Origin of the sequence: Halomonas sp. RT37 (genome assembly GCF_040070525.1) — a bacterium.
Lineage (GTDB): Bacteria > Pseudomonadota > Gammaproteobacteria > Pseudomonadales > Halomonadaceae > Halomonas > Halomonas litopenaei.
On the sequence record NZ_CP098827.1, the window covers coordinates 4,363,478 to 4,388,265 of the forward strand.

At 65.4% G+C, this 24,788-nt stretch carries 23 protein-coding genes; 17 read left to right on the plus strand and 6 right to left on the minus strand.

Annotated elements, in window-relative coordinates:
- Window positions 1-12: 12 nt before the first annotated feature.
- Window positions 13-882 carry a phosphonate ABC transporter ATP-binding protein gene (gene phnC / locus NFG58_RS18940; protein ID WP_108133444.1) on the minus strand — a complete coding sequence of 290 codons (870 nt, stop codon included), beginning with the start codon at window positions 880-882 and terminating at the stop codon, window positions 13-15.
- A 411-nt stretch (window positions 883-1,293) separates the two neighbouring features.
- Here phnC and NFG58_RS18945 point away from each other — a divergent pair, with 411 nt between their 5' ends.
- Complete coding sequence (locus NFG58_RS18945) at window positions 1,294-1,713, plus strand: glyoxalase/bleomycin resistance/dioxygenase family protein (RefSeq protein WP_045994223.1); 420 nt, start codon at window positions 1,294-1,296, stop codon at window positions 1,711-1,713.
- A gap of 9 nt (window positions 1,714-1,722) precedes the next feature.
- Here NFG58_RS18945 and NFG58_RS18950 read toward each other — a convergent pair whose 3' ends face one another.
- Window positions 1,723-2,001: a hypothetical protein gene (locus tag NFG58_RS18950; RefSeq protein ID WP_222517124.1), complete on the minus strand. Its 279-nt coding sequence runs from the start codon at window positions 1,999-2,001 to the stop codon at window positions 1,723-1,725.
- A 169-nt stretch (window positions 2,002-2,170) separates the two neighbouring features.
- Here NFG58_RS18950 and NFG58_RS18955 point away from each other — a divergent pair, with 169 nt between their 5' ends.
- Window positions 2,171-2,980 (plus strand): TlpA disulfide reductase family protein, encoded by an 810-nt coding sequence (locus NFG58_RS18955; protein WP_348827173.1) that lies wholly within the window; start codon window positions 2,171-2,173, stop codon window positions 2,978-2,980.
- A gap of 343 nt (window positions 2,981-3,323) precedes the next feature.
- On the plus strand, window positions 3,324-6,263 hold the full coding sequence (rapA, locus tag NFG58_RS18960) for an RNA polymerase-associated protein RapA (protein ID WP_348827174.1): 2,940 nt from the start codon (window positions 3,324-3,326) through the stop codon (window positions 6,261-6,263).
- A gap of 161 nt (window positions 6,264-6,424) precedes the next feature.
- On the opposite strand, the gene NFG58_RS18965 is transcribed toward rapA, so the two are convergent.
- Window positions 6,425-7,336, minus strand: a complete 912-nt coding sequence (locus NFG58_RS18965) for a TIGR01777 family oxidoreductase (protein WP_124805177.1) — start codon at window positions 7,334-7,336, stop codon at window positions 6,425-6,427.
- Between the two features lie 375 nt (window positions 7,337-7,711).
- Here NFG58_RS18965 and NFG58_RS18970 point away from each other — a divergent pair, with 375 nt between their 5' ends.
- From NFG58_RS18970 to NFG58_RS19015, 10 genes are all read left to right on the plus strand, one after another.
- Complete coding sequence (locus NFG58_RS18970) at window positions 7,712-8,740, plus strand: FAD-dependent oxidoreductase (protein WP_348827175.1); 1,029 nt, start codon at window positions 7,712-7,714, stop codon at window positions 8,738-8,740.
- A gap of 52 nt (window positions 8,741-8,792) precedes the next feature.
- A complete protein-coding gene (locus NFG58_RS18975; protein ID WP_108133438.1) occupies window positions 8,793-9,179 on the plus strand; it encodes a CbiX/SirB N-terminal domain-containing protein in 387 nt (128 codons plus the stop codon).
- A gap of 315 nt (window positions 9,180-9,494) precedes the next feature.
- The gene (locus NFG58_RS18980) at window positions 9,495-10,406 is read left to right on the plus strand and encodes a MerR family transcriptional regulator (protein ID WP_045990818.1); all 912 of its coding nucleotides are present in this window, start codon (window positions 9,495-9,497) and stop codon (window positions 10,404-10,406) included.
- A gap of 79 nt (window positions 10,407-10,485) precedes the next feature.
- Window positions 10,486-11,916 carry a deoxyribodipyrimidine photo-lyase gene (gene phrB, locus NFG58_RS18985; RefSeq protein WP_348827176.1) on the plus strand — a complete coding sequence of 477 codons (1,431 nt, stop codon included), beginning with the start codon at window positions 10,486-10,488 and terminating at the stop codon, window positions 11,914-11,916.
- A 138-nt stretch (window positions 11,917-12,054) separates the two neighbouring features.
- On the plus strand, window positions 12,055-12,495 hold the full coding sequence (locus NFG58_RS18990; protein WP_348827177.1) for a nuclear transport factor 2 family protein: 441 nt from the start codon (window positions 12,055-12,057) through the stop codon (window positions 12,493-12,495).
- A 219-nt stretch (window positions 12,496-12,714) separates the two neighbouring features.
- Entirely contained in the window at window positions 12,715-13,527 is an 813-nt protein-coding gene (locus NFG58_RS18995) for an SDR family NAD(P)-dependent oxidoreductase (RefSeq protein WP_348827178.1), read from the plus strand.
- Window positions 13,524-14,855 carry an FAD-dependent oxidoreductase gene (locus NFG58_RS19000; RefSeq protein ID WP_222517128.1) on the plus strand — a complete coding sequence of 444 codons (1,332 nt, stop codon included), beginning with the start codon at window positions 13,524-13,526 and terminating at the stop codon, window positions 14,853-14,855. Before NFG58_RS18995 ends, NFG58_RS19000 begins: the two co-directional genes overlap by 4 nt.
- On the plus strand, window positions 14,852-15,661 hold the full coding sequence (locus tag NFG58_RS19005) for a DUF1365 domain-containing protein (protein ID WP_045990823.1): 810 nt from the start codon (window positions 14,852-14,854) through the stop codon (window positions 15,659-15,661). Before NFG58_RS19000 ends, NFG58_RS19005 begins: the two co-directional genes overlap by 4 nt.
- Window positions 15,658-16,926, plus strand: coding sequence for a cyclopropane-fatty-acyl-phospholipid synthase family protein (locus tag NFG58_RS19010; RefSeq protein ID WP_108133432.1), 1,269 nt, complete (start codon window positions 15,658-15,660; stop codon window positions 16,924-16,926). The genes NFG58_RS19005 and NFG58_RS19010 overlap by 4 nt, the downstream gene beginning before the upstream one ends.
- 11 nt (window positions 16,927-16,937) lie before the next feature.
- A complete protein-coding gene (locus tag NFG58_RS19015; protein ID WP_222569678.1) occupies window positions 16,938-17,438 on the plus strand; it encodes a DUF2878 family protein in 501 nt (166 codons plus the stop codon).
- A 19-nt stretch (window positions 17,439-17,457) separates the two neighbouring features.
- Here NFG58_RS19015 and NFG58_RS19020 read toward each other — a convergent pair whose 3' ends face one another.
- The gene (locus NFG58_RS19020) at window positions 17,458-19,314 is read right to left on the minus strand and encodes a GGDEF domain-containing phosphodiesterase (protein WP_213230099.1); all 1,857 of its coding nucleotides are present in this window, start codon (window positions 19,312-19,314) and stop codon (window positions 17,458-17,460) included.
- Window positions 19,315-19,536: 222 nt separating this feature from the next.
- Here NFG58_RS19020 and fabA point away from each other — a divergent pair, with 222 nt between their 5' ends.
- From fabA to NFG58_RS19040, 4 genes are all read left to right on the plus strand, one after another.
- Window positions 19,537-20,052, plus strand: a complete 516-nt coding sequence (fabA, locus tag NFG58_RS19025; protein ID WP_045990827.1) for a 3-hydroxyacyl-[acyl-carrier-protein] dehydratase FabA — start codon at window positions 19,537-19,539, stop codon at window positions 20,050-20,052.
- A gap of 13 nt (window positions 20,053-20,065) precedes the next feature.
- Window positions 20,066-21,283 carry a beta-ketoacyl-ACP synthase I gene (gene fabB / locus NFG58_RS19030; protein WP_045990828.1) on the plus strand — a complete coding sequence of 406 codons (1,218 nt, stop codon included), beginning with the start codon at window positions 20,066-20,068 and terminating at the stop codon, window positions 21,281-21,283.
- A 292-nt stretch (window positions 21,284-21,575) separates the two neighbouring features.
- Window positions 21,576-22,331: a M48 family metalloprotease gene (locus NFG58_RS19035; protein WP_287165701.1), complete on the plus strand. Its 756-nt coding sequence runs from the start codon at window positions 21,576-21,578 to the stop codon at window positions 22,329-22,331.
- Between the two features lie 87 nt (window positions 22,332-22,418).
- The gene (locus tag NFG58_RS19040) at window positions 22,419-22,982 is read left to right on the plus strand and encodes a PH domain-containing protein (protein WP_287165702.1); all 564 of its coding nucleotides are present in this window, start codon (window positions 22,419-22,421) and stop codon (window positions 22,980-22,982) included.
- 72 nt (window positions 22,983-23,054) lie between these two features.
- On the opposite strand, the gene NFG58_RS19045 is transcribed toward NFG58_RS19040, so the two are convergent.
- Both NFG58_RS19045 and NFG58_RS19050 read right to left on the minus strand, forming a co-directional pair.
- Complete coding sequence (locus NFG58_RS19045) at window positions 23,055-23,810, minus strand: lysophospholipid acyltransferase family protein (RefSeq protein WP_045990830.1); 756 nt, start codon at window positions 23,808-23,810, stop codon at window positions 23,055-23,057.
- The gene (locus tag NFG58_RS19050; RefSeq protein ID WP_045990831.1) at window positions 23,807-24,703 is read right to left on the minus strand and encodes a sugar nucleotide-binding protein; all 897 of its coding nucleotides are present in this window, start codon (window positions 24,701-24,703) and stop codon (window positions 23,807-23,809) included. The genes NFG58_RS19045 and NFG58_RS19050 overlap by 4 nt, the downstream gene beginning before the upstream one ends.
- Between the last annotated feature and the right edge of the window lie 85 nt (window positions 24,704-24,788).

A 24,788-nucleotide genomic window follows, 5' to 3' on the forward strand; every position in this document is an offset into this window, starting at 1 on the left:
GGATGTGGTGGCTCAGCTATGGACGACCTGCGCCGACACAGCCGTCTGGGCCTGGGTGTAGCTCGGCTCACGCAGCGGTGACGGCAGGTCGGGTTGACTGCCGGCACGCAGCTCGTCGAGGCCGGCGTTCTCGTACAGGGTCTTGAGGCGTGCGTCGGTCAGCTCGGAGGTCTTGCCGTCGAAGTACAGGCGCCCATCCTTGAGCGCGATGGCCCGGTGGCAGTAGCGCCGGGCGATATCGACCTGATGCAGGGTGATGACCACGGTGCGGCCATCCTCGGCGTGAATCCGCTCGAGGATCTCCATCACCTCCCGGGCGCTGCGCGGGTCCAGCGAGGCGATGGGCTCGTCGGCGAGGATGACGTCGGCGTCCTGCATCAGCACCCGGGCGATGGCCACCCGCTGCTGCTGACCGCCGGAAAGGGTGTTGGCACGCTGGTAGGCCATGCCCTCGAGGCCGACCCGAGCCAGGCACTGAAGGGCCCGTTGGCGTTCCTCGTCGCTGAAGCGACCGAGCAGCGCCCGCGCCCGCGGCATGCGCCCGAGCTGGCCGATCAGCACATTGGTCAGCACGCTGAGGCGATTGACCAGGTTGAACTGCTGGAAGATGTAGCCGACCCGGCAACGCTGGCCACGGCTGGCCCGGCGCAGGCGACCGCTGGCCTGGATCTCGCGCCCCAGCAGGCTGACTCGGCCACCGCGATCACGGTTGCAGCAGGTCAGTCCGACCAGATGACGCATCAGGGTGGACTTGCCGGAGCCGGACGGGCCGATCAGCGCAACGATCTCCCCCGGGGTGATCTCGAAACTGACATCCTCGAGCACTCGGCTATGGCCGAAGTTCTTGTTGAGCCGCTCGACGATGATGGTGGGAATGGACATGACGCCTCTCCTCTAGGAATGGCGCCAGTCTGGACATCAAAGATGAAGGCCAGTTGTCTAGACAATGTCATTGAGATGACAAATTTCCCTGCACACGGAGCAAGCGCACCGGCACTACCTCGCCAGAGGTAGAAAAAACAAGGAGTTGGGGTCGACTGTCATGCAGCGGTCACGTCATTGCCGCCGATTCGTCATACTCAGGCAGGGCGACCTATGGACGAAGACGTCGTCCATCTGTACGAAAAGGAAGATGGACAAGACGTCCTGAAAAGTCTTGCAAGGAGGCACCAGCAAGCGGCCAATCGCCACGCCCATAGCGCCAGGCGATAAAGGCCATAAACAGGCTTGAAGGGAAAACCGGCGGCTTCGGCGCCAGACTGAATCCGACACATGATCCCACGGAGGCATGTCATGCAGCATCTCAGTCTGGAGCCGGGCGCCCTGGAGGTCAGCGACCTGGCGGGAATGCGTCGGTTCTTCGAGACGACACTGGGCCTTCGGGTGCTGGTCGCCAGCGACACTGGGGTGACCCTTGAATTGGGAGGCGGCGAGAACACCCAGGTGCTGATGTTGCTGGCGAGCCACACCCCGACGCCGCCGAGAACACTGAATCTCGAGGTCGACGCCGCCAGCTTTCCTGCGCTGCGTCGACGCCTGGAAGACTGCGGACACGAGTGCGGCTTTGTACAGAGCTGGGAGGGAGACAACAGCACCTCGCGTCAGTGCGCCTTTCGGGTGGTGCTGTGCCGGATGCCGGAGGGGCACTGGCTGAGGCTTACCGCCATCGATCCGGCCCGCTGCGCCTCATCGACCCGAGAGGTCCGGGCCTGACGCCGTTGATCAATCGCGACCCTCGCCGTCTCCCGCTTCTTCGTCACCCTCGTCATCACCCAACAGCCGCTGGCGCCGTTCGTCACGGAACTTCTGCAGGCGGTTGTTGCGGTAGCGCCGGACGATCGCTACTACCAGCGCCACCACCAGCATCAGCCCCAAGGTGAGCCCCTGCCACGGGCGCGGGTGGTCCAGGGTGGTGCCGAGCACAAAGATCATCACGAAGCCGAGGGCCTGGCTGCCGATGGCCAGGGCGCGCAGGGGGTCGAAGGTCTTGGGTGGTGACATCACAGATCCTGATCAGAGAGATGGCTCGAAAACCGATGGCCCGGCAGGCGGCTCGGGATGACAGCGCGCATCGGGCGCAGTAGCCTTGCCGGATCGAGCCCACCAAGTGTACCTGCTCGCCTGCGCATTTTCGTGCTTTCGCGTTTCCCCAATGGAGTTCGCCCCATCCATGGATGCCATCGCCATCGGACCGGTGCTAGTGAGCCTGCCGCGTCTCTACGCCCTCGTCGTCACCCTGTTGCTGCTGGCCGCCAGCGCCTTCCTGCTGGGCCTGCCCCGCCGCCGCCACGGTCGCTGGTTCAACGGCCTGATGCTGGCCTGGCTGGTCGGCGCTCGGCTCGGGCACGTGCTGCCGCACTGGGCCGCCTATCAGGACAAATGGCTGGATATCATCAAGCTGTGGCTGCCCGGCTACAGCGGGGTCTGGGGGCTGGTCGCCGCCGCCCTGTGGACCCTGTGGTCACTGCGTGATCGCCTTGGCGCCCTGCTCGGTGCCCTGGGTCTGACGCTGGTCGCCTCGCTTGCCTGGCTGGCGCTGGTCAGCTGGGCGCCGCTGTCGGCAAGTCCGGCGCCACAACGCGTGCCAGAGCTGACCCTGGAAGACGTCAACGGCGCCCCCATCGAACTGGCCTCGCTGGCAGGCGGCCCCACCGGCAAGCCGCTGATCATCAATCTATGGGCCACCTGGTGCCCTCCTTGCCGGCGCGAGATGCCGTTGCTGGCCGACATCGACCAACGCGACGACGTCACCGTGGTCGTGGCCAATCAGGGAGAGCCGCTGGTTCAGGTCGCGCGCTACCTGGACGAGGCCGGCCTGGACTTTCGCTACCCCCTGCTCGACCCGCGCCAGCAACTGCTGGCCGCGAGTCAATCTCCCGGGCTACCCACGACACTGCTGTTCGACGCCGAAGGGAAGCTGCTCGAGCGCCATGTGGGGGAGCTGACCCTGCCTCTGCTGGACGACTGGCTGGCGCGCTGAAACTTTGCCAACCTGAGCACATACTGCAGGTGAACCGCACCCGCAGTCTCAGGGCCGAGGGGGACACCCCGCCTCGGCCCGCCCAACCTGTCTTTTCCTGCACTGACGTAGCCTGAATCCGCCACCTCACGGCCAAGCTCATCGCTGGCCCGGGCACGGCGGCAAGCGCGGGGGCGTTTCGGGAACGCCTCGATGCGAAGGTTTCAGCCGCCATGCGACATCTGATCACGGGCATGACGATGGCGCTTAAGCCAGACTGAAGATTGCTGTAAGATACCGCGCCCTGTCGGCGGCGGGCCTGGCCCGCGACCACGAACCGTAACGACGCATCTCCCGAGGCATCATGAGCGACTTCTCTCCCGGCCAGCGCTGGATCAGCGACGGCGAGGCCGAACTCGGCCTGGGCACTATCCTGAATTGCGACGCGCGCAGCGTCACCGTGCTCTTCGGCGCCAGCCAGGAAACCCGCACCTACAGTACCCGTCTTGCCCCGTTGACCCGAGTCGCCTTCGGCAGTGGTGATCGCATCCAGTCCGCCGAGGGCTGGCAGATGACGGTGGACGACACCAAGGAAATCGATGGCCTGATCGTCTATATCGGCGAAGACGACAAGGGCGAGCTGTGCGAATTGCCGGAGGCCCGGCTGGCCGACAGCATGCAGTTCGACCAGGCCCGAGATCGTCTGCTGACCGGCCAGGTCGATCGCAACGACTGGTTCGACCTGCGCTTTCGCACCCTGCATCACTACCATCGCATCGAGCAGAACCCGGCGCTGGGTCTGGCCGGCCCACGCATCGATCTGATACCCCATCAGCTGTACATCGCCGACGAGGTCTCCTCGCGTCAGGCGCCTCGCGTGCTGCTGGCCGATGAAGTCGGCCTCGGCAAGACCATAGAAGCCGGACTGATCCTGCATCGCCTGCTGCTGACCGGGCGGGTCGAGCGGGCGCTGATCCTGGTGCCGGCGAGCCTGACTCACCAGTGGCTGGTGGAATTGCTGCGACGCTTCTCGCTGTCGGTGACCCTGCTCGACGAACAGCAGAGCCAGGCCCACGGTGACACCAATCCCTTCGAGGCCGGCCAGCTGGTGCTGGCAAGCCAGGACTGGCTGTTCGCCAACACCCACCGCCAGCAGCAGGCCGAAGCCTGCGAGTGGGACCTGCTGATCGTCGACGAGGCCCACCACCTGGAGTGGAGCGAGGACGAGGTCGGCCCCGGTTACGCCTGCGTCGAGCGCCTGTCCGGCGCCACCGAGGGCGTGCTGCTGCTGACCGCGACGCCGGAACAGATGGGGCTGGCCAGCCACTTTGCCAGGCTGCGCCTGCTCGATCGCGATCGCTACTCGGACCTGGAGGCCTTCCGCGCCGAAGAGCAGGGCTATGTGGCGGTGGCCGAGGCCATCGACGCCCTGGGCGATGTCGACGGGCCGCTGGATGCCGGCGCCCGGGACACCATCGGCGCTGTCGCCGACGACGGCGACAGCCAGGCGCTGCTGGCGACCCTGTCCAACCCCGAATGCAGCCTGGAACAGCGCCAGCAGGCCAGCGCCCAGCTGCGAGACCAGCTGCTCGACCGCCACGGCACCGGCCGGGTGATGTTCCGCAACAGCCGTCGCCACGTCGGCGGCTTCCCTGAACGTCGCCTGCACGTCGACAAGCTGGAGCTGCCGTCGTCCTATCGCCGAGTGCTGCGTCGCCTGGCGCGGGACGAGGACTACCTCGACGAGCTGCTGATCGAGACCGGCCTCGACCACCCCGAGGTGATGGTCTATCTGGACGGCATGTACAGCGCCCTGACCGAGGATCCGCTCAACGCCGAACCCTGGTGGCAGTTCGACCCCCGGGTGACCTGGCTGCTCGAACGGCTGACCGAGATGGGCGACGACAAGGTCCTGGTGATCGCCCACGACCGCGAGACCGCCCAGGGGCTGTCCGACGGCCTGCGCGTGCTCGGCGGGGTACAGGCGCCGGTGTTCCACGAGGACCTGTCGCTGGTCGAGCGCGACCGTGCCGCCGCCGCCTTCGCCGATGACGAGGACGGCTGCCAGGTGCTGGTGTGTTCCGAGATCGGCTCCGAAGGCCGCAACTTCCAGTTCTGTCGTCATCTGGTGATGTTCGACCTGCCTCTGCACCCGGATCAGCTTGAGCAGCGCATCGGCCGTCTCGACCGCATCGGCCAGCGCCACGCCATCGAGATCCATGTGCCGGTGTTCGAAGGCAGCCCCGGCGAGAAACTGCTGCGCTGGTATCAGGAGGGGATGGACGCCTTCAGTGCGCCGCACGGTATCGGCAATGACCTGTTCGACGCCTTCGGCGACGACCTGGCCGAGAGCCTGCTCGACGACGAGGCTCTGGAAGAAGTCATCGGTGAGACCCGCGCGCTGTTCGACGCCAAGCTGGCCGAACGCGACGCCGGTCGCAATCGCCTGCTGGAGCTCAACGCCTGCCGTCCCGAGCGGGTCGAGTCGGTCAAACAGGGGATCGTCGAACTCGACGAGGACCGCGCCCTGCCACGCTACCTCGACCAGGCGCTGGACATCTTCGGCGTCGACAGTCGCGAACTTGGCAACGACCTGACCCTGCTGTCACCGGGCTCGCACATGCTCGACGGCCTGCCAGGGCTGGTGAAGGGCGAGGAAGGCTTCACCGTGACCACCTCGCGCTCCCGCGCGCTGGCCCGGGACGACGTCCAGCGGCTGTCCTGGGAACACCCGCTGCTGCGCGAGATGATGGGCCGCATCCTCGACGGCAACATGGGCAACACCGCCCTTGCCCTGCTCAAGCATCCGGCGATCCCTGCCGGCCGGCTGATGGCGGAGCTGGTGTTCCGCACCCACTGTCCGGCACCGAAGCGCCTGCACCTCAATCGCTTCCTGCCGCCCACCGCGGTGCGGGTGCTGCTCGACGAGTCCGGCGCCAACCTCACCGACAAGGTGTCTTTCACCGGTCTTTCGAAGAACCTCAAGAAGGTCAAGAAGGCGGTGGCGCGGGACCTGATCAAGAGTCGTCACGACCAGCTGCGCGACCTGCTCGACAGCGCCGAGGCCGAGGCCCAGCGAGAGCTGCCGACGATCGTCGAGGCCGCCCAGGTGCGCATGCGCCAGACGCTGGACAACGAGCTGACCCGACTCGAGGCCCTGGCACAGCGCAACCCGTCGGTACGCGAGGACGAGATCACCGCCCTGCGCGACGAGCGCCAGGCGCTGGACCAGGCCATCGAAGGCACCCGCCTGCGCCTGGACGCCGTGCGTGTGATCGTGACCATCGACGACGACAGCGCCTAAGGATCGTCTCGGATGAGGCGGCCCCGCGCTGCGACCGACAGCGCGGGGCTCCTGCTGTTTGCGAGATGTATCCGGTGCAAGGCCTTGGCGTAACGTGAGTCGCCTGGGGTATCGACCGGCAGTAGCGACCGCCGGTATCGAACAGCGGAACTCGCGCCGTCTTAAAGAATGTCGTCCAGCGCCTTGTCCAGGGTCGGGTAGCGAAAGCTGAAGCCCTCCTCCTCGAAGCGCTGCGGCACCATGCGCGCGCCGGTCAGCAGCAACCGCGACATTTCGCCGAAGGCGGTCTCCAGCACCATCGCCGGCACCGGAAAGGGCGTCGGGCGCTTCAGGTGACGCCCGATCGCTTCGGTGAACTCGCGGTTGGTGACGGGCTCCGGGGCACTGCCGTTGAAGGGCCCGCTCAGGTGCTCCTTCTCGATCAACCACAGGATCATTTCCACCAGATCCTCGCGATGGATCCAGGGCATGTACTGATCGCCCTTGCCGAGCCGCCCCCCCAGCCCCAGCTTGAACGGTGGCAGCAGCTTCTTGAGCATGCCGCCGCCTTCATCCAGCACCAGGCCGGTGCGCAGGATCGCCAGGCGCACGCCGAAGTCCTTCACTCCAGCGGCGGCCTGTTCCCAGCGCTTGCACAGGCGGTGGGCAAATTCATCATGGGGCGCTGTCTGCTCGGTTACCGGCGGCGCATCCTCGCCCCCGCCCTGATCGCCGTAGAAGCCCATGGCCGAACCACTGACCAGCACCCTGGGGGCCTTGGCGGTCTGCGACAACTGTTCGCACAGCATCACCAGTTCCCTGGTGGCGTTGATGCGCGAATCGATAAGTCTTTCCTTCTGGGTGTCACTCCAGCGCTTGTCGGCGATGGGCTCGCCAGCCAGGTTGACCAGCACCCCGGGCGGCGCGTCGACGAAGTCCAGCGCGCTGACCCGTACATCCGCCCCCTCGGGCAGCACCTTCGCCGCCTGCGCCGGTGAGCGGGAGACCACCTGTACGCGGTGACCGGCGTCCACCAGGCGTCGACACAGACGCTGGCCCACAAAGCCACTGCCACCGGTGATCAGTACTCGCATAGCTTGTCCTCTCGCAATACACAACGATCCCTGGCCCCGACCACATACCGTCGGCCCTCTCTAACGGCAGCGGCCACCGCAGCGTGCGACCAGCCTGATTTCAGCCTAGTCGGTTGTGCGCTGGCCGGTCTACGGCTTGTCTGAAAAGTGCCTGCGCTCGGTAATACGGCGTTAAAAATCGGCTGGTGCGCCAGCCCGGTCAAAATGCTCATTTACACCCCGTAAACTGCGCTGTCTCACCGATTTTTGCCTTGTCTAACCTTCGCTCGTCGACTTTTCGGACAGAGCCTAGGACTTCATTTGACTCAAGTTGTACATCACTTATACGCTACATCCAAGATATTGACACCACAGACTCGAGGAGGGCTTCCGTCGATGCTGCAGGTCGCCATCATTGGAGCGGGGTTCAGCGGCCTGGCTTGCGCCGGCCAGCTCCGCCGACACGGTCACCGTGCGGTGCTGTTCGACAAGGGCCGAGGGCCCGGTGGGCGTGGCAGTTCTCGCCGAGAGGGAGACGAATCCCTCGACCTGGGTGCTCAATACTTCAGCGTGCGTGACGCTACCTTCGCCGCCGAGGTCGACCGCTGGGAAGCCGCAGGGGTAGCCACGCACTGGCCGCCCTCCAGCTATCGGGTCGACGCCTCGGGCGCCTGGCATGAGGAAGGCGACGATCAACATCGTTACTGCGGCACTCCACGCATGAGCGCCATCACCCGCCACCTGGCCGCCCCCCATGAGCTGTTTGCGGCGACTCGCGTCACCCGCCTGACCGATCGCCTGGACGGCTGGTGGCTAGAGGACCCGCAGGGCGACAGCTACGGCCCCTTCGACCGGGTGGTGGTGACCGCGCCGGCGGCCCAGGCCGAACCCCTGCTGCGCCCCCACGACGAGGCGCTGGCGCAGGCCTGTCGTGAGATCCGCATGCTGCCCTGCTGGAGTGCCTGGGTGCGCTTCGACACCGCGCTGACGCTCGAGGGCATCGACGCCGACTGGCCAGTGGTACGCTTTGACCAGGGGCCGCTGCGCCTGGCGGTTCGCCAGAATCGCAAGCCCGGACGCGAGCACCAGAGCGAGACGCTTTCGCTGCTGGCCCAAGACGAGTGGAGTCAGCGCCATCTCGAGGACGACGCCGAGGACGTGGTCAGCAGGCTGACGGCAGCCCTGCAGAAGGCCCTCGCAACCCAGTTGCCGACAGGTTCCTCTCTGCCCCAGATCACGGCCAGCGGTGCCCATCGCTGGCGCTACGCCACCGCGGACCTTACGCTGGCGGCGCCCGATCACCGTCTCGGCGAGGATGGCCTGGCACTGGCCGGTGACGGTCTGCGCGGCGGACGTATCGAGGATGCCTGGCTGTCGGGCGTGCACGTCGCCGAGGCCCTGCATCGTACTGCCACCGACGCCTGAAGCGGGCGCCAGTCGCAGGCTTACCCATTTTCAGGTCATCAGGAAACCGAACATGTCATACGCACTGGTACTACTCGCACACGGCTCCAGCGATCCCAACTGGCGGGCGCCCTTCGAGCACTTCCGCGACGCCCTGGCGCCACGCCTTGGCACGCCGATCCGGCTGTCCTACATGGAGCTGTGCGAGCCGTCGCTGGAGACCACCGTGGCCGAACTGAGCGCAGCCGGCGTTACCCGCATCGAGGTGCTGCCGCTGTTCTTCGCCGCCGGTCGTCATCTGCGCAAGGATGTGCCTGCCCAGATCGACGCCCTGCGCAGCGAACACCCGGGGCTCGAGCTGACGCTGCTGGCGCCGGTAGGAGAACACCCCGTGTTCGTCGAGGCGCTGGCAAGCGCAGTGGCCGACCAGGTCGGCGAGACGCTGTCACCGGCCCCCTGATCAGCCCCCTAGGGCTTGTCTGAAAAGTGCCTACGCTCGGTAATACGGCGTTAAAAATCGGATCAACATGCTCATTTACACCCCGTAAACTGCGCTGTCTCACCGATTTTTGCCTTGTCTAACCTTCGCTCGCCGACTTTTCGGACTAAGCCTAGACGTTCAATCAGCGTGAGCGAAAAGCGGTAAAACTGTTGTACACTTTGTAGCGTCTGTACAGCTACGGAAACGTCGAGTCACCTACGCCATCGACAACTTCCAGGGACAGGGCGCAGCTTGCGCCTTCACAATCGCACCAGGACACGCATCGAGGCCCTCATGAGTCATACGGCGCCCCCCACCGAATCTCCTCTCTACCCCATCCGCGAAGTGTCGCGGCTCACCGGGGTCAATTCGGTGACCCTGCGTGCCTGGGAGAGGCGTTACGGACTGATCGAGCCGCGCCGCACGCCCAAGGGGCATCGCCTCTACGCTCGGGAAGACATCGAGCGGGTCGAGCGTATTCTGCAATGGCTCAACCGCGGTGTCCCGGTCAGTCAGGTCAAGGATCTGTTGACCCAGCCCGAGCCCGCCGAGACGGCACCGCCCGCCGCCGGTGACTGGACCTCGCAGCGCCGCCAGATGCTGGGTGCGGTGGATGCCCTCGACATGGATCATCTGGACGGCCTGTACCAGCAGTCCCTGGCCCTCTACCCGGTCGGCACCTGCATCAGTGAGCTATGGCAGCCGGTGGTCCAGGAGCTCGAGGAGCGCTGGGAAGGGCAGCTTGGCGCGGCCTTGCAGCGACGCAGTCTGGAGAGCTTCCTGCGCACGCGCATCGGTATTCGCCTGTTTCACGCCAATCGCACCGCCCGTGGTTCCACCCTGCTGCTGGACACCCTGCCAGACGATGACGGTTCGCTGTGGACCCTGATGCTGGCGCTCGCCGCCAGTGAACGCGGCTACCGCATCGCCCTGATGGATGCGCCGCTGCCGTTCACCGATCTGCCGCTGGCGCTGGAGCGCCTGCGCCCCGGTGCGGTGGTGCTGTGCAGCGGCAAGGCCGAACGCTCCGACGTGGTCCGTCGACTGCTGCCTCGCCTGGCCGAACAGCTAGACACTCCGCTGGCGCTGTGCGGCCCGGTGGCACGCATCCGCGCCGCCGAACTGGCCGACAGCCAGATCGAGGTGCTCGGTGACGACATCCCCATGGCGCTGGACCGGCTGAGGCCGCTGATTCGCCAGCACTGAGCCACGACAAGACAGCCTGATCATCCCCGTCGCGGCGCGATGCCCACTCTAACCACGACACGATTCGCGGGAGCTCCCCATGCCTGTCACTCTGGTCTGGTTTCGCAGCGATCTGCGTATTCACGACAATACTGCGCTTTACCACGCCGCCCGGCGCGGCCCGGTTATCGGGGTCTTTCTGCACGCCGAACAGCAGTGGCGCGAACACGGCCACGGCGACAACAAGCTCGACTTTCTGTGTCGTGGCGTGGAGGCCCTGGGCGAAGCCCTGGCCGAGCGCAATATTCCGTTGATTCAGCGTCAGGTGCCGCGCTTCGATGACGCCCCCCAAGCACTGATGGCGCTGGCCGAGGAGCTCGGCGCCGACGCCCTCTATTTCAATCGCGAGTACCCCCTCGATGAGGTCAAGCGCGACCAGGCGGTGCTGGCGCAGGCCGAGCAGCGCGGCCTTGAGGCGCGCGCCCTGCGTGACGCCGTGGCCTTCAGCCCGGGCGAGCTGCTGACCGGCAAGGGCGACTACTACGGCGTCTTCACCCCCTTCGCCAAGGCCTGGCACAAGGCCATCAGCGCCGAGCGACTCGAGGTGCTAGACGCACCGGAGCGCCAGGCGCCACTGGAGCTGTCCCCCAGCGCCAGCCAGCGCCCCGACTATCCCCACAAGGCCGTGGATGGCCGCCACTGGCCAGCCGGCGAGGAGGCCGCCAGTGACCGCCTGTCGCGCTTTCTGCGAGGTTTCCCTGACAGCCCGGCGAAGCGCTACAAGGAGCAGCGGGACTTCCCGGCCAGACGCGGCACCAGCGAGCTGTCGCCCTATCTGGCGCTGGGCATGATCTCCTGGCGTCAGTGCATGCAGGCGGTGATGGCGATCAACGACGGTAGCTTGAGCGACGGCGACGCCGGCCTGACCGCCTGGGTCAGCGAACTGGTGTGGCGAGAGTTCTATCAGCACGTGGCCACAGGCTTCCCCAGGGTATGCCGCCATCGGGCCTTTCAACGCCACACCGAGGCCCTGGACTGGCGCGATGCCCCCGAGGATTTTGCCGCCTGGTGCGAAGGACGCACCGGCTATCCGCTGGTCGACGCCGCCATGCGCCAGCTGGTCGCTACCGGCTGGATGCACAATCGCCTGCGCATGGTGACCGCCATGTTCCTGTCCAAGCACCTGTTGATCGACTGGCGACGTGGAGAGCGCTTCTTCCTCGAGCACCTGGTCGACGGTGAATTCGCCGCCAACAACGGCGGCTGGCAGTGGGCGGCGTCCACCGGTACCGACGCCGCGCCCTACTTCCGCATCTTCAACCCCACCACCCAATCCGAACGCTTCGATCCCGAAGGCGAGTTCATCGCACGCTGGGTGCCGGAGCTTGCGTCACTGGCGCCGAAGAAGCGACATGCCCCGACCCGGGATCTGCTCACCGACCTCGACTACCCCGCCCCCATCGTCGACCACCGCGCCGCCCGCGAGCGCGCACTCGACGCCTTCAAGAGCCTGTCGAAGGACGCGGGATAAGGACACTGTCTGGCTTGGCCTTTAGTGAGATAGCTCGGCACAAGCCAGGATCATCCTGAGCCCCCTTTGCTGATCCGCCCCAGCCCGAACACCTCAGTCCGATCTGCCGACGACAACAACACCGACAAGGAGCCCCCCATGATCCAGGACCCTGTGCTGGCGACCTTCTGCGACACCTTCAATAAACTAGACAATACCTGTACAGAAAAGCTATACAGTATATATTCTAGCGACATCGTCTTTATCGACCCCTTGCATCAGGTGGAAGGCATAGAGGCACTGAAGCGCGACTTCGACGCCCTGTACGCCAACGTGATCGACTGCCGCTTCCGCTTTCACCATGGCTTGCGGGACGGCGACAGGGGCTTCGTGTGCTGGACCATGGCGCTGCGCCACCGGCGCCTTTGCAAAGGCCGCCAGATCGACGTGGAAGGCTGCTCGGTATTGCGCTTCGCCTCACCGGACGGCGGCAAGGTGGTCCACCACCAGGACCACTTCGACGCCGGTGCGCTGCTCTACGAGCGCCTGCCGTTGCTCGGCGCGGTGATACGCAGCATCAAGCGATACGCCGCCGGTTGAGGCTGGCAGCGCCGGCCGATGCCCGCGCCTTCGGTAAATATACGCACCGTCGGCTGAAACCATGGACGGCGCCGATACGTAGCTGACAGCAGGCCCAGAATTCTGATCCGACCTTGTACAACAAGAGTGAATCTCGACAAGCGTGAATCGCAGCGAGCTTGAATCGAGCCCACAGCAAGCTCAGACAGCAAGGCCGCACCGCAAAAGGAGCGACAGTAGATGGCACGCGACCCCAACCCTCAGCGCATCTGGCTGACCGGCGCCACCTCCGGCATCGGCGAGGCACTGGCACGACGCCTGCTCGACGATGGCCATCGCGTCGCCCTGACTTCGCGCGGCAAGGCTGGCCTCGAACGACTGGCCAAGGACCATGACAACGCCATGCCGGTCCCCGCCGATATTACCGACCGCGCGTCGATGCAGGAGGCCGCCGCACGCATCGACGAGGCCTTCGACGGCCTCGACATGGTGATCTTCAACGCCGGGACCTGCGTCTACCTCGACGGCGGCCGCGTCGACACCACCTTGGTTCGCGACAACTTCGAACCCAACTTCTTCGGCACCATCCATGGCATCGAGGTGGCTCTGCCGCTGTTGCACAAGGCCCGACGCCAGGGTGCCCGACCGCAGATCGTGGCGACGTCCAGTGCCTCGGCCTATCTGGCGCTTCCGCGTGCCGAAGCCTACGGCGCGTCCAAGGCGGCACTGAGCTACTTTCTCGAGTCGCTGCGACTCGACCTGGCCCATCAAGGCATCGACGTCAGCGTCATCCACCCCGGCTTCGTCAAGACGCCGTTGACCGAACGCAACGACTTCCCCATGCCCATGGCGGTCACGCCGGAACAGGCGGCCAAGGCGATCTTCGAAGGACTGTCGGCACGCCGACGGGACATCCACTTCCCGCGGCGCTTCACCTACCTGGTCAAGTTCATGGGCATCCTGCCCCTGCGGCTGAGGATCGCCCTGGGCAAGCGCCTGGTCAGGCGCGAAGACGATGACGCTTCCACCCCCCACAAGGAACGCAACCAATGACTCGCCTTCAACCGCCGTTCGAGGCCCAGCGCATCGCGGTGATCGGTGGGGGTATCAGCGGCCTGGCCGCCGCCCGCTACTTGAGCGCGCGTCACCAGGTGACGCTGTTCGAGGCCGCCGACCGGCTGGGGGGACACACCGCTACCGTGGATGTCAGCCTGGACGGACGGGACTACGCCATCGACACCGGCTTCATCGTCTTCAACGATCGCACCTATCCGCACTTCCAGCGCCTGCTGGCACACCTCGGGGTGAACGCTCAGGCCACCGAGATGAGCTTCTCGGTGCATCGCACCGACCGCGACTTCGAGTACAACGGCCACACCCTGACCTCGCTGTTTGCCCAGCGTCGCAACCTGCTGCGCCCTGCGTTCTACCGCCTGCTGGGCGAGATCCTGCGCTTCAACCGACTGGCCATCGCCGATCTGGCGCGACCGGGCCAGGATACGTCCAGCGATGCCCTGCTGATGCCCCTTGGCGACTATCTCGATGGCCATGGCTTCAGCGACGACTTTCAGCGCCACTACCTGCTGCCCATGGGGGGCGCCATCTGGTCGGCCAGCCTGGCCGATATCCGCGCCTTTCCCACACGTTTTTTCCTGCGCTTCTTCCACCACCATGGGCTGCTGTCGGTCAACGACAGGCCCCAGTGGTACACCGTGGAAGGGGGATCGCGCGGCTATATCGATGCCATGGTGGCGCCCTACGCCGACGCCATCCGCCTGGCGACGCCGGTGCGCGGTATTCGTCGGGAACACGACGGCGTGGTGCTGCGCACCGATGCCGGCGAGGAACGCTTCGACCAACTGGTGCTGGCCTGCCACGCCGACCAGGCGCTCGGGCTGCTCGATGACCCCAGCTACGCCGAACGCGAGGTGCTGTCGGCGTTGCCCTACGCCGACAACGAGGTGGTACTGCACACCGATACTCGCCTGCTGCCGCGCCGTCGGCGCGCCTGGGCCAGCTGGAACTATCGCCTCGACAGCCGCAGCGACGCTGACCGGGTCTCGGTCACCTACGACATGAATATCCTCCAGCGCCTGAGCGCGCCGCACACCTTCTGCGTGACCCTGAACGACGCCGACAGCATCGACCCGGCCAAGGTGCTCGGGCGCTTTCGCTACGCCCATCCCCAGTTCACGGCCCAGGGTAGCCTGGCCCAGGCGCGTCATGCCGAGATCTCCTCTGCGGCGCTGCGTACTCACTTCTGTGGCGCCTACTGGCGCAACGGCTTTCACGAGGATGGCGTATGGAGCGCGCTGCGGGTGGCAAAGGCGCTGGGCTGCGAGGAAAGCGACCATGAGCGGCTGGAGGCGGTGGCACCATGATCGCCAAGCCGCGTTCGCGGATCTACCGCGGCACCCTGCGCCATCGGCGCTTTCTGCCGCGACCCCACGAGTTTGCCTATCGCGTATGGATGGCCTGGCTCGACCTGGAGGAGCTGCCCGAACTGTTCGACCGGGTGCCCGGCTTCAGTGCCCGCAGGCCGGCGCTGGCCCGCTTCAGGCGCGAGGATTACCTGCCGGCACGGGGCAGCGAGATAACCCTGGCCGACGCCGCCAGGGCCGAGGTCCGCGAGCGCCTGGGCCAGGCGCCCCAGGGCCGGGTCTGCCTGCTGACCCAGCTTGGCTCTCCCTGGGTGTCGTTCAATCCCATCTCGCTCTACTACCTCTACCACGAACCCGACGGCGAGGGACGCGAGCGTCTGGGCGCGATACTCGGTGAAGTCACCAATACCCCCTGGCGCGAGCGCACCCGTTACGCTGCCGCGGTAGACCCCGAGCGTCACAGCCACCGCGCTGAGTTCGACAAGGACCTGCACGTATCGCCCTTTCTGCCCATGGGCATGACTTACCACTGGCGCTTCAACAGCCCGGGGCGTGAGCTCGCCATGCACATGGAGACCTGGCGGGATGGCCAGCGCCACTTCGATGCCACCCTGACCCTGGCAGGCCGGCCGGCTACCCGACCGGCGCTGCTCGCCGGCCTTGCGCGGCAACCCTGGATGGCCACCAAGACCCTGGCTGCCATCCACTGGGAGGCAATCAGGCTGTGGCTCAAGGGCGTCCCGCTGCACGATCACCCACCGCCGGCCGAAGGCCTCTCATCCAGATCCGAGGAGACTCCGTCTTGACCACACTCAGGAGCGAACAAGGCGTCACCATCAGCCGACGCGGCGACAGGCTCAGCCACTGGCTCAAGCCTCGGGTGCTGGCGCAATTGGGCCAACTGCGCCACGGCAGCATCACCCTTGTCGACGGCCATGAGCGCCATCAGCTTGGGGAACAGGGGGAACTGAGCGTAACCCTGGTGGTACGCCGCAGTCGGGTGTGGAAGCGCATGGCGCTGGGCGGCACCCTGGGGGCGGCAGAAGCCTACATGGACGGTGACTGGGACGTGGACGATCTGGTCGGACTGGTGCGTCTGTTTGCGCGCAACATCGACCGGGTCAATGACGATGTGGAAGGCGGCCTGGCCGGCCTGGGACGCGCCCTGCTGTCCACGCTGCTGCGTCTGCAGCGCAATACCCGCAAGGGCTCCCGGCGCCACATTGCGGCCCACTACGACATCGGCAATGACCTGTTCGCGACCTTTCTGGACCGTGAACACTGGATGTACTCCAGTGCCATCTTCCCCTCCCCGGAGGCTACCCTCGAGCAGGCCTCGACGCACAAGCTCGATGTCATGCTCGACAAGCTAGACGTCAGACCTCACCACCACCTGCTGGAGATCGGCACCGGCTGGGGCGGACTCGCGATCCATGCCGCCCGTACCCGCGGCTGCCGGGTGACCACCACCACCATCTCCCGCGAGCAATACGAGCATACCGCTCGCCGCCTGGCCGAGGAGGGACTCGAGGACCAGGTCACCCTGCTCAACGAGGACTACCGCGAACTTAGCGGGCGCTATGACCGGCTGATTTCGGTGGAGATGGTGGAGGCGGTCGGCGCCGACTACCTGCCGCGCTACCTCAAGACCCTGGACCAGTTGCTGGCGCCCCAGGGGCTGGCGTTGCTGCAGGCCATCACCGTACGTGACCAGCGCTATGAAGCGGCGCGCAGAGAGATGGACTTCATCAAGCGCTACATCTTTCCCGGTGGTTTTCTGCCATCGCCCACGGTACTGCTGCAGAACCTGACGAAACACACCTCGATGAACCTGGTCGATCTGGATGATATCGGCCCGCACTACGCCCGCACCCTGCGTGAGTGGCGCCAGCGTTTCGAGGCGAGCCTCGATCAGGTCGGCAAGCTGGGCTACGACGAGCGTTTTGTGCGCATGTGGCGCTACTATCTGTGCTACTGCGAGGCGGGTTTCGCGGAGCGCACCATCAGCACCTGCCACCTGTTGCTGGCCAAGCCCGATGCGCGGCCGCGAACTCGGCTCGGCAAGCCGTGATCAGGGGACCGATGCCCCCCCGCTGGCAGGCCTCGCTGCTCAATGTGGCGGGCTTCCAGCTGGGCTGGTTCGGCTGTGTGCTGATGGGCGCCTGGGCCGGCGGAGCCATTGCCCTGGCGGTGATCGTGGCTCACCTGCGCTGGTTGGCCAAGCCCGGAGAATGGCGCTGGTTGCTGGGGTTTCTGCTGGCTGGGGTCGTGATCGATGGCTCGCTGGCGGCGTTGGGCGGCTATCGCTTCGACCCGCAGAGCCCGAGCCTCGGTCCGCTGGCGTTGTGGCTGCTGTGGCTATGGCCGCTGTTCGCCACCCTGATTCATCACTCGCTGGAGTGGCTATGGGCGCGCCCCTGGCTCGCCGCCCTCGGCGGCCTGATCGGCGGCCCCTCGTCCTACCTGGGCGGCGCGGCACTGGCGGGCGTCGAGCTGGCCGACTGGCTGCTGCCGACCCAGGCGCTGATCTGGGCCTCGCTGTGCCTGGTCATCGGCATCGGCCTGCGTCGGCGCTCTGGCTGAACAAGGGCGGAAGACGCCATCAGGCCACCGCCTGACGGGTATTGGCCTCTTGACGGGTAGCGCTTTCCCGCCACAGGGCTTCGAGCTCGTGGGCCGGCATCGGCCGGGCGTAGAAGTACCCCTGCACCTCATCACAACCGGCCTGGCGCAGGTAGTCGCGCTGTTCTGCGGTTTCGACGCCCTCGGCCAGTATCTCCAGTGACAACCCTCGGGCCATCGCCGTGACCGCGTTGACGATGGCCGCATCGGCGCTGTCACCCGGCAGCGCCTTGATGAAGGCACGATCCAGCTTCAGCTTGTCCAGCGGCAACTCCTTGAGATAGCCCAGCGACGAATAGCCGGTACCGAAGTCGTCGAGGGCGATGCGATGGCCCAGGTCACGCAATCGCTCCAGGCGCGGCACGATATCGCCGCCACGATCGTCCAGCAGCACCGACTCGGTCAGCTCGAGCCCCAGCCACTGGGACGCCACGTCATGGCGCGCGCGGCCGGTGGCCAGGGTCTTCTCCAGGTCGCCCTGGAACAGCTGCATCGCCGAGATGTTGATCCACACCGGCAGCGGCGATAGCCCCCGCGAGCGCCAGTGGGCGAGCTGGGTCAAGGCCTGATGAATCACCCAGTCACCCAGCGGTGCCATCAGTCCATGACGCTCCGCCAGGGGGATGAACTCCGCCGGGGAGATCATCCCGTCGCGGGGATGACGCCAACGCAGCAAGGCCTCCATGCCGATCATGGCGTCATCGGCGAGGCGATGTTGCGGCTGGTAGTGAAGCTCAAGCTGCCCTCCCTGGGCCAGCGCTTCCCGCAGGTCATTGAGCAGCGTCAGATTGGGACCGTCGCCGACGTCCAGGGCAGGCCGAAAGCGCTGGCAGCAATTACCGCCATGGCGGCGGGCGGACGCCAGCGCCGCCTCCATGCGCTGAAACAGCACGCCGTCACTATTGCCGTCCTCCGGCGCACGACAGCTGCCGATGGTAATACCGAGCCTCAAGGTGCTGCCGTCGATCTCGAACGGCTCCCCCAGATGGCTCCTCAAGCCCTCGACCCAGCGCTCGTGATCGTCGTAGGTAGTGGTACGCAGGACCATGAATTCGTCCCCGCCCAGCCGCCCGACCACACCGCCGGCCACATGCCCGGCCAGGCGCTTGCCGAAACGTGCCAGCAATCGATCACCGGCGCTGACACCGAGGCCGTCGTTGATCTCCTTGAAACCATCGATATCGATCAGCGCCAGATCCAGGCACTCACCGGCACGCAGATGACGCAGACGCGAGGCCAGCAATTCATGAAGACGGAAACGGTTGGGCAGGCCGGTCAGCGGGTCTTCCCGACCGATCCGCCTGAGGTCCTGCTCCCGGGCCTTGCGCAGCGAGATATCGGTAAAGGTGGCGATATGGTGCTCGGCGCGGCCATGGGGGTCGGTGATCACCTGGACCTCCAGCCACATGGGGTACTCGCTGCCATCCTTGCGTCGCTGCCACAGCTCGCCTTCCCAGCGACCGGCGCTGATCAGCGCCTGCCAGAAGCGCTCGAAGAAGGCACTGTCATGGCGCGCCGCCGCCAGGTTGCTGGCGCTGAGGCCGGCCACCTCGGACAGCTCGAATCCCGAGAGCTCGGTAAAGGCCGGGTTGACCGCCTGGATACGGTGCTGGTCGTCGGTGATCATCACCGCCTCCCCCGACTGTCGCATCACCTGCTCGGTCAACCGCGAGCGACGCTGCTCGAGCTTCACCTGACGCCAGCCGTCCCACATGGCCACCGCCATCAGCAACAGCGCACCGAGCCTGAGCGAGACGCTCGGCAGCCACAGGACGGCTGACATCGCCGAGAGCCCGAGCCAGATCAGCGGGCGATTGAAAGATAACCGAGGCCACATGGTCGAATTGGACTCCCGCGATAGAGAACGCGAAAAAAGTGTGCTGTCGTTATCGGCGCTTTGCCCGGAATCTGTAGTGTCAAAGCAGACTTTCTGTCTACCACGACCATGATCGAAGGCCCACGGGGTGCATTCAGCCCCCACGAACAGTAGACTAGGCAGGCCGCATGGCGGCAGATTGCCGTGCGCGGCGTACATCACTTCGACTCTCGGAACGCTCCAGTGACCAAGCAACACTCTTTTGATCGCGATGAACTGCTGGCTTGCAGCCGCGGTGAGCTGTTCGGCCCGGGCAATGCCCAGCTGCCGGCCCCCAACATGCTGATGCTCGACCGCATCACGCGCATTTACGAAGAGGGTGGCGAGTACGGAAAGGGCGAACTGATCGCCGAGCTCGATATCCGCCCTGACCTGTGGTTCTTCGATTGCCACTTTCCGGGCGACCCCGTCATGCCCGGCTGCCTCGGCCTCGATGCCATGTGGCAGCTGGTGGGCTTCTACCTCGGTTGGCTCGGTCACCCCGGACGCGGCCGGGCGCTGGGCTGCGGCGAGGTCAAGTTCAGCGGGCAGATCATGCCTGACGCCCAGAAGGTCACCTACCGCATCAATATCAAGCGCGTCATCACCCGCCGCCTGATTCTGGGCATGGCGGACGGCACCGTTTCCGTCGATGGCCGCGATATCTATCAGGCCAACGACCTGCGTGTCGGCCTGTTCACCTCCACCGCGAATTTCTGATCAGGAGGCTCCCATGCGACGAGTGGTAGTCACCGGTCTGGGCATCGTGTCGTGCCTGGGCAATGACCGGCAACAGGTACTCGAGGCACTCAAGAACGGCCAGTCCGGCATTCGTTTCAAGGAAGAATACGCCGAGCGTGGCTTCCGCAGCCACGTCGCCGGCGTGGTCGACATCGACCTGGACGAACTGGTGGACCGCAAGCTGCGCCGCTTCATGGGTGACGCTGCGGCCTACGCCTATGTCTCCATGGCCCAGGCCATCGAGGATTCCGGCCTCACGCCCGAGCAGGTGTCCAACGAACGTACCGGCTTGATCGCCGGGTCCGGCGGCGCTTCCAGCGCCAACCAGGTGGAGGCCGCCGACGTGATGCGCGAGAAGGGTCTGCGCCGTGTGGGCCCCTACCGGGTCACCCGCACCATGGGCAGCACCGTCTCGGCCTGTCTGGCGACCCCGTTCAAGATCAAGGGCGTGAACTACTCCATCTCTTCTGCCTGCGCCACCTCTGCCCACTGTATCGGTTCCGCCATGGAACAGATCCAGCTCGGCAAGCAGGACGTGGTATTCGCCGGCGGCGGCGAGGAGGAGCACTGGACGCTGTCGTGTCTGTTCGACGCCATGGGTGCGCTGTCGACCAGCTACAACGACGACCCGCAGACCGCCTCTCGCCCCTACGACAAGAGCCGCGACGGCTTCGTCATCGCCGGCGGCGGCGGCATGCTGGTGCTTGAAGAGCTCGAGCACGCCAAGGCTCGCGGCGCCAAGATCTACGCCGAGGTGGTCGGCTACGGCGCCACCTCCGACGGCAAGGACATGGTCGCGCCGTCAGGTGAAGGCGCCATTCGCTGCATGCGCCAGGCCATGGCCAGCGTCGACGGCGACATCGACTACATCAACACCCATGGCACCTCCACGCCGGTGGGCGATGTGGCCGAGCTCAAGGCGGTGCGCGAGGTCTTCGGTGACAGCACCCCGGCGATGAGTTCCACCAAGTCTCTGACCGGGCATTCCCTGGGCGCCACCGGCGTGCAGGAAGCGATCTACTCGCTATTGATGATGGAGAACGACTTCATCGCCGCCTCGGCCAACGTCAGCGACCTGGACGACGAGGCCCAGGGCTTCGATATCGTCACCAGCCGCCGTGATGGCGTGAAGCTGGATCGCGTACTGTCCAACAGCTTCGGCTTCGGCGGTACCAATGCCTGTCTGGTGCTGCAGCGCTTCAACGACTGATCCAGCCCGGCCAGGTAGTAACACGACGGCGCCCCTCGGGGCGCCGTCGTTGTTTGTGGATAGCGCTATTCCCACTGCCAGGGAGAGCAAGACGATATTGCTGACAAAGTGTTGTCTGAAAAACACGAAAAATGGGTAGGTTTGTTGCGCTGCAATAGCGCGTGCTACAACTCCGAACACGGTCAGCTTGCGCTCCAGAAACTCCCGTCGCGATCCTGCGCGCGCAACCGCCGATCAGGACCCTGTCCTGCAGGAACCATCCCGACTCCCTCTTTCATCAAGGATGATGAGCATGAACCTACGCCTTACGCTTTCTCTCGCCGTGCTTGGCTGCACCAGCCTGCTGACCGGCTGCGAGAACATGTCCACCGACAGCATGATCAACACCGGGCTCGCCGGCTTCAACGCCGCCACCATCAGCGACGCCGAGGTCAAGGCCATGTCTGACCAGAGCTGCCAGCAGATGGACAGCCAATCCGTCCTGGCGTCGCCCGACTCTGAGTATGCACAGCGCCTAAAAAGCATTGCCGACCACCTGGGTCACCAGATCGAAGGCACCCCGGTCAACTACAAGGTCTACATGACCGACGACATCAACGCCTGGGCCATGGCCAACGGCTGCGTGCGTGTCTACAGCGGGCTGATGGACATGATGAACGACAACGAGATCGAGGGCGTACTGGGCCACGAACTCGGCCACGTGGCCCTGGGGCATAGCCGCAAGCGCATGCAGACGGCCTACGCCACCGCGATCGCCCGGGATGCCATGGCGGCATCTGGCAACAGCGCGATGGCGACCCTGTCGGACTCCCAACTGGGTGACCTGAGCGAGCAGTTCATCAACGCCCAGTTCTCCCAGAGTCAGGAAAGCGACGCCGACAACTTCTCTTTCGACCTGCTGACCGAGCGGGGCATCCCGCGCGAGGGGCTGATGACCGGCTTCCAGAAGTTCGCCGATCTCGACGGCGGCGAAAGCAGCCTGATGTCGTCACACCCGGGCTCCATGGAACGCGCCGACAATATTCGCGAGCGCCTGGCCAACGGCTAGGACTGACGATAGGTGGCAGCTTCAGCCCTTTCATGCTCGGAGCTGCCACACTCGCTTTGCCCGCATCAACGACAAAAGGAGAAGACCATGAGCGGCAGCACCTCGAATGAAAGCGTTATCGCAACGCTGAAGCCTTCGATTCTGGCGGGAGTGGGTTCACTGATAGTTGGATTGTTGCTCGCATCAATCGGAACATACTATTTAGTACATGTTGCCGTTTATCTTTATGGGTTTCTCATCAGCCTGCACATTCCAGGCAGTTCAATCATCTTGAACCGATCCTGCGCCATCATCACTGTTTGGGTGATCTGTCTTATTATTCCCATCTGCAAGATCATTGGCTTGGCCACCACCAAGTTTGATATCACACCGCGCCGAGTCTACTACTATCACGGCGTCTTGAATCGCCGCGTGGATCAGTTGGAGATCGCACGCATCCGCGACCTGTCGACATCAGAGCCTTTGCTGCTCAGGCTCTTTGGCTTGGGTAACCTGATACTGCTGACGGCAGACCGGACCCATCCGCGCCAACTTATTCCCGGCATCAAGGACGTCCACGGCATGCGAGAGCGTGTACATGACCTGAGCGTTGCCGAAAGACAGCGGACAGGCTATCAGGAGATGGAAAACACCACCGAAGCGACGGCTTGACCGCCTTTTCTCTCGGCGATCGGCGATGATGCCGAGCGCCCCAAGACCGGCTCCAGTGGGGCCGGATCGCGTTCAGCGACTGACACTGCGCGCCAGTTCTTCGGGCGCGGGTCTCGGCACGCTGGAGATCTCTTCCAGGCGCGCCTCGATCCAGGCTTCGGTCTCGACCAGCACCTCTTCAGGGGTGCGTCCTTCGGTGGCGATAGGCTCGCCCACCACCAGCGAGATGCGGCCAGGCCGCTTGATCCAGTCACGCCCCGGCCAGCATTCGCCGGCGTTGTGGGCCACCGGCACCACCGGCACCCCGGCGCGGCAGGCGATCACCGCCCCACTCTTGTTGTAGCGGCGACGCTTGCCTGGCTCTACCCGGGTTCCCTCGGGAAAGATCAGCACCGACAACCCCTCCTTGAGCCGCTGGCCTCCCTGGCTCAGTACCTGGCGCATGGCCCGGGCAGGCTTGGAGCGGTCCAGGGCGATGGGGTGCAACAGGCGCAGCCCCCAGCCAAAGATCGGAAAGTTCAACAGTTCCTTCTTGAGCACCGTGCACACCGGAGGCTTGAGCAACTGCAGGTAGACGGTTTCCCACTCGCACTGGTGATTGGACAGGATCACCACCGGCCCATCGGGCAGTTTTTCACGCCCCTTCATCTCGTAGCGCACCCCGCACACCAGGCTGAACCAGGCGATGATGAAGTGGTTGTAGAGGTTGAGCAGCCGATAGCGCGAGCGCAGTGGCAGCAGCGGCGCCGGCGGCAGAAACAGCAAGCCACACACCAGCATCGCGGCAAAATAGCCAATATAGAAGATCACGCTGCGCAGCAGATTCATGCGTCCTTCCCCTGACTCGTCGCCTGGCAGGCCACGTCTTCCCGCGCTCGACACCAGGTGTCGAGCATGCGACCCACCTCGAGCCGCCAGGGTTTCTGGTGTACCCCGAACACTTCCAGCACCCGGCGACAGTTGAGTACCCGGCGCAGCGGCTGATCATGGTGGTGGCTGAGCGCCTTCACCTCGCCCAGCGCGATATTTTCGCCCTGGCCTTCCAGACGCGTGCCCAACTGGGTGCGCACCATGCACACGAACGTATAGGCGCTGACCGGCTCTACCCCGGCCAGATGGTAGCTGCCCCAGGCATTGGCGCCGCAGGACTGCTGCTGCAGCATGCCGATCAGCGCCATGGCCACGGCATCAGCGGACGTCGGGCACAGGGTCACGTCGGTCTCGGCGGGCACGGTGCCACCATCGATCAGGGTATCGAGCAGTTCGCCGAGCCAGGCGTGGCTACCCTCCAGGGCGAACATGGGACCGACCCGCACGATCAGGTGCTCGGGGCACTCGGCACGGATGCGGTCGCCCGTCGCCACCAGCCGGCGCAGCCCCTCGTCCCGGGGGGCCGGAATCACGTGCTCGTCGATGGGCGAATCGTGGCCATCCTCGTAGAGCTGGTCACAGACGCACCACACCAGCGGTATGCCAACGTCACGGCACGCCTCCATGCAGGCCTCGACCGCCTCGGCGTGTTCGACCACCGCAGCGGGCGGCACGCTGAAGGGGCGCGACAAGGGGGGAATGATCAGCGCGTCCGGCGCCAGCGTACGCAGCGCTTCAGGATCCACGCGGGTCGCGGGATCGATCACCAGCTCGGTATCACCGCGCCGATTGCTTTCCCGCGCCAGGGCCAGGGACAGACAATGCCCGGCGTCCAGAATCAGCAGCTTCACGACGACTCCTCGTCCATGAGAGCGCCGCACGAGACTCGTACGACGCCCTGGCGTTACGGCCGGTGTCCAGACGCTGCGACAGGAA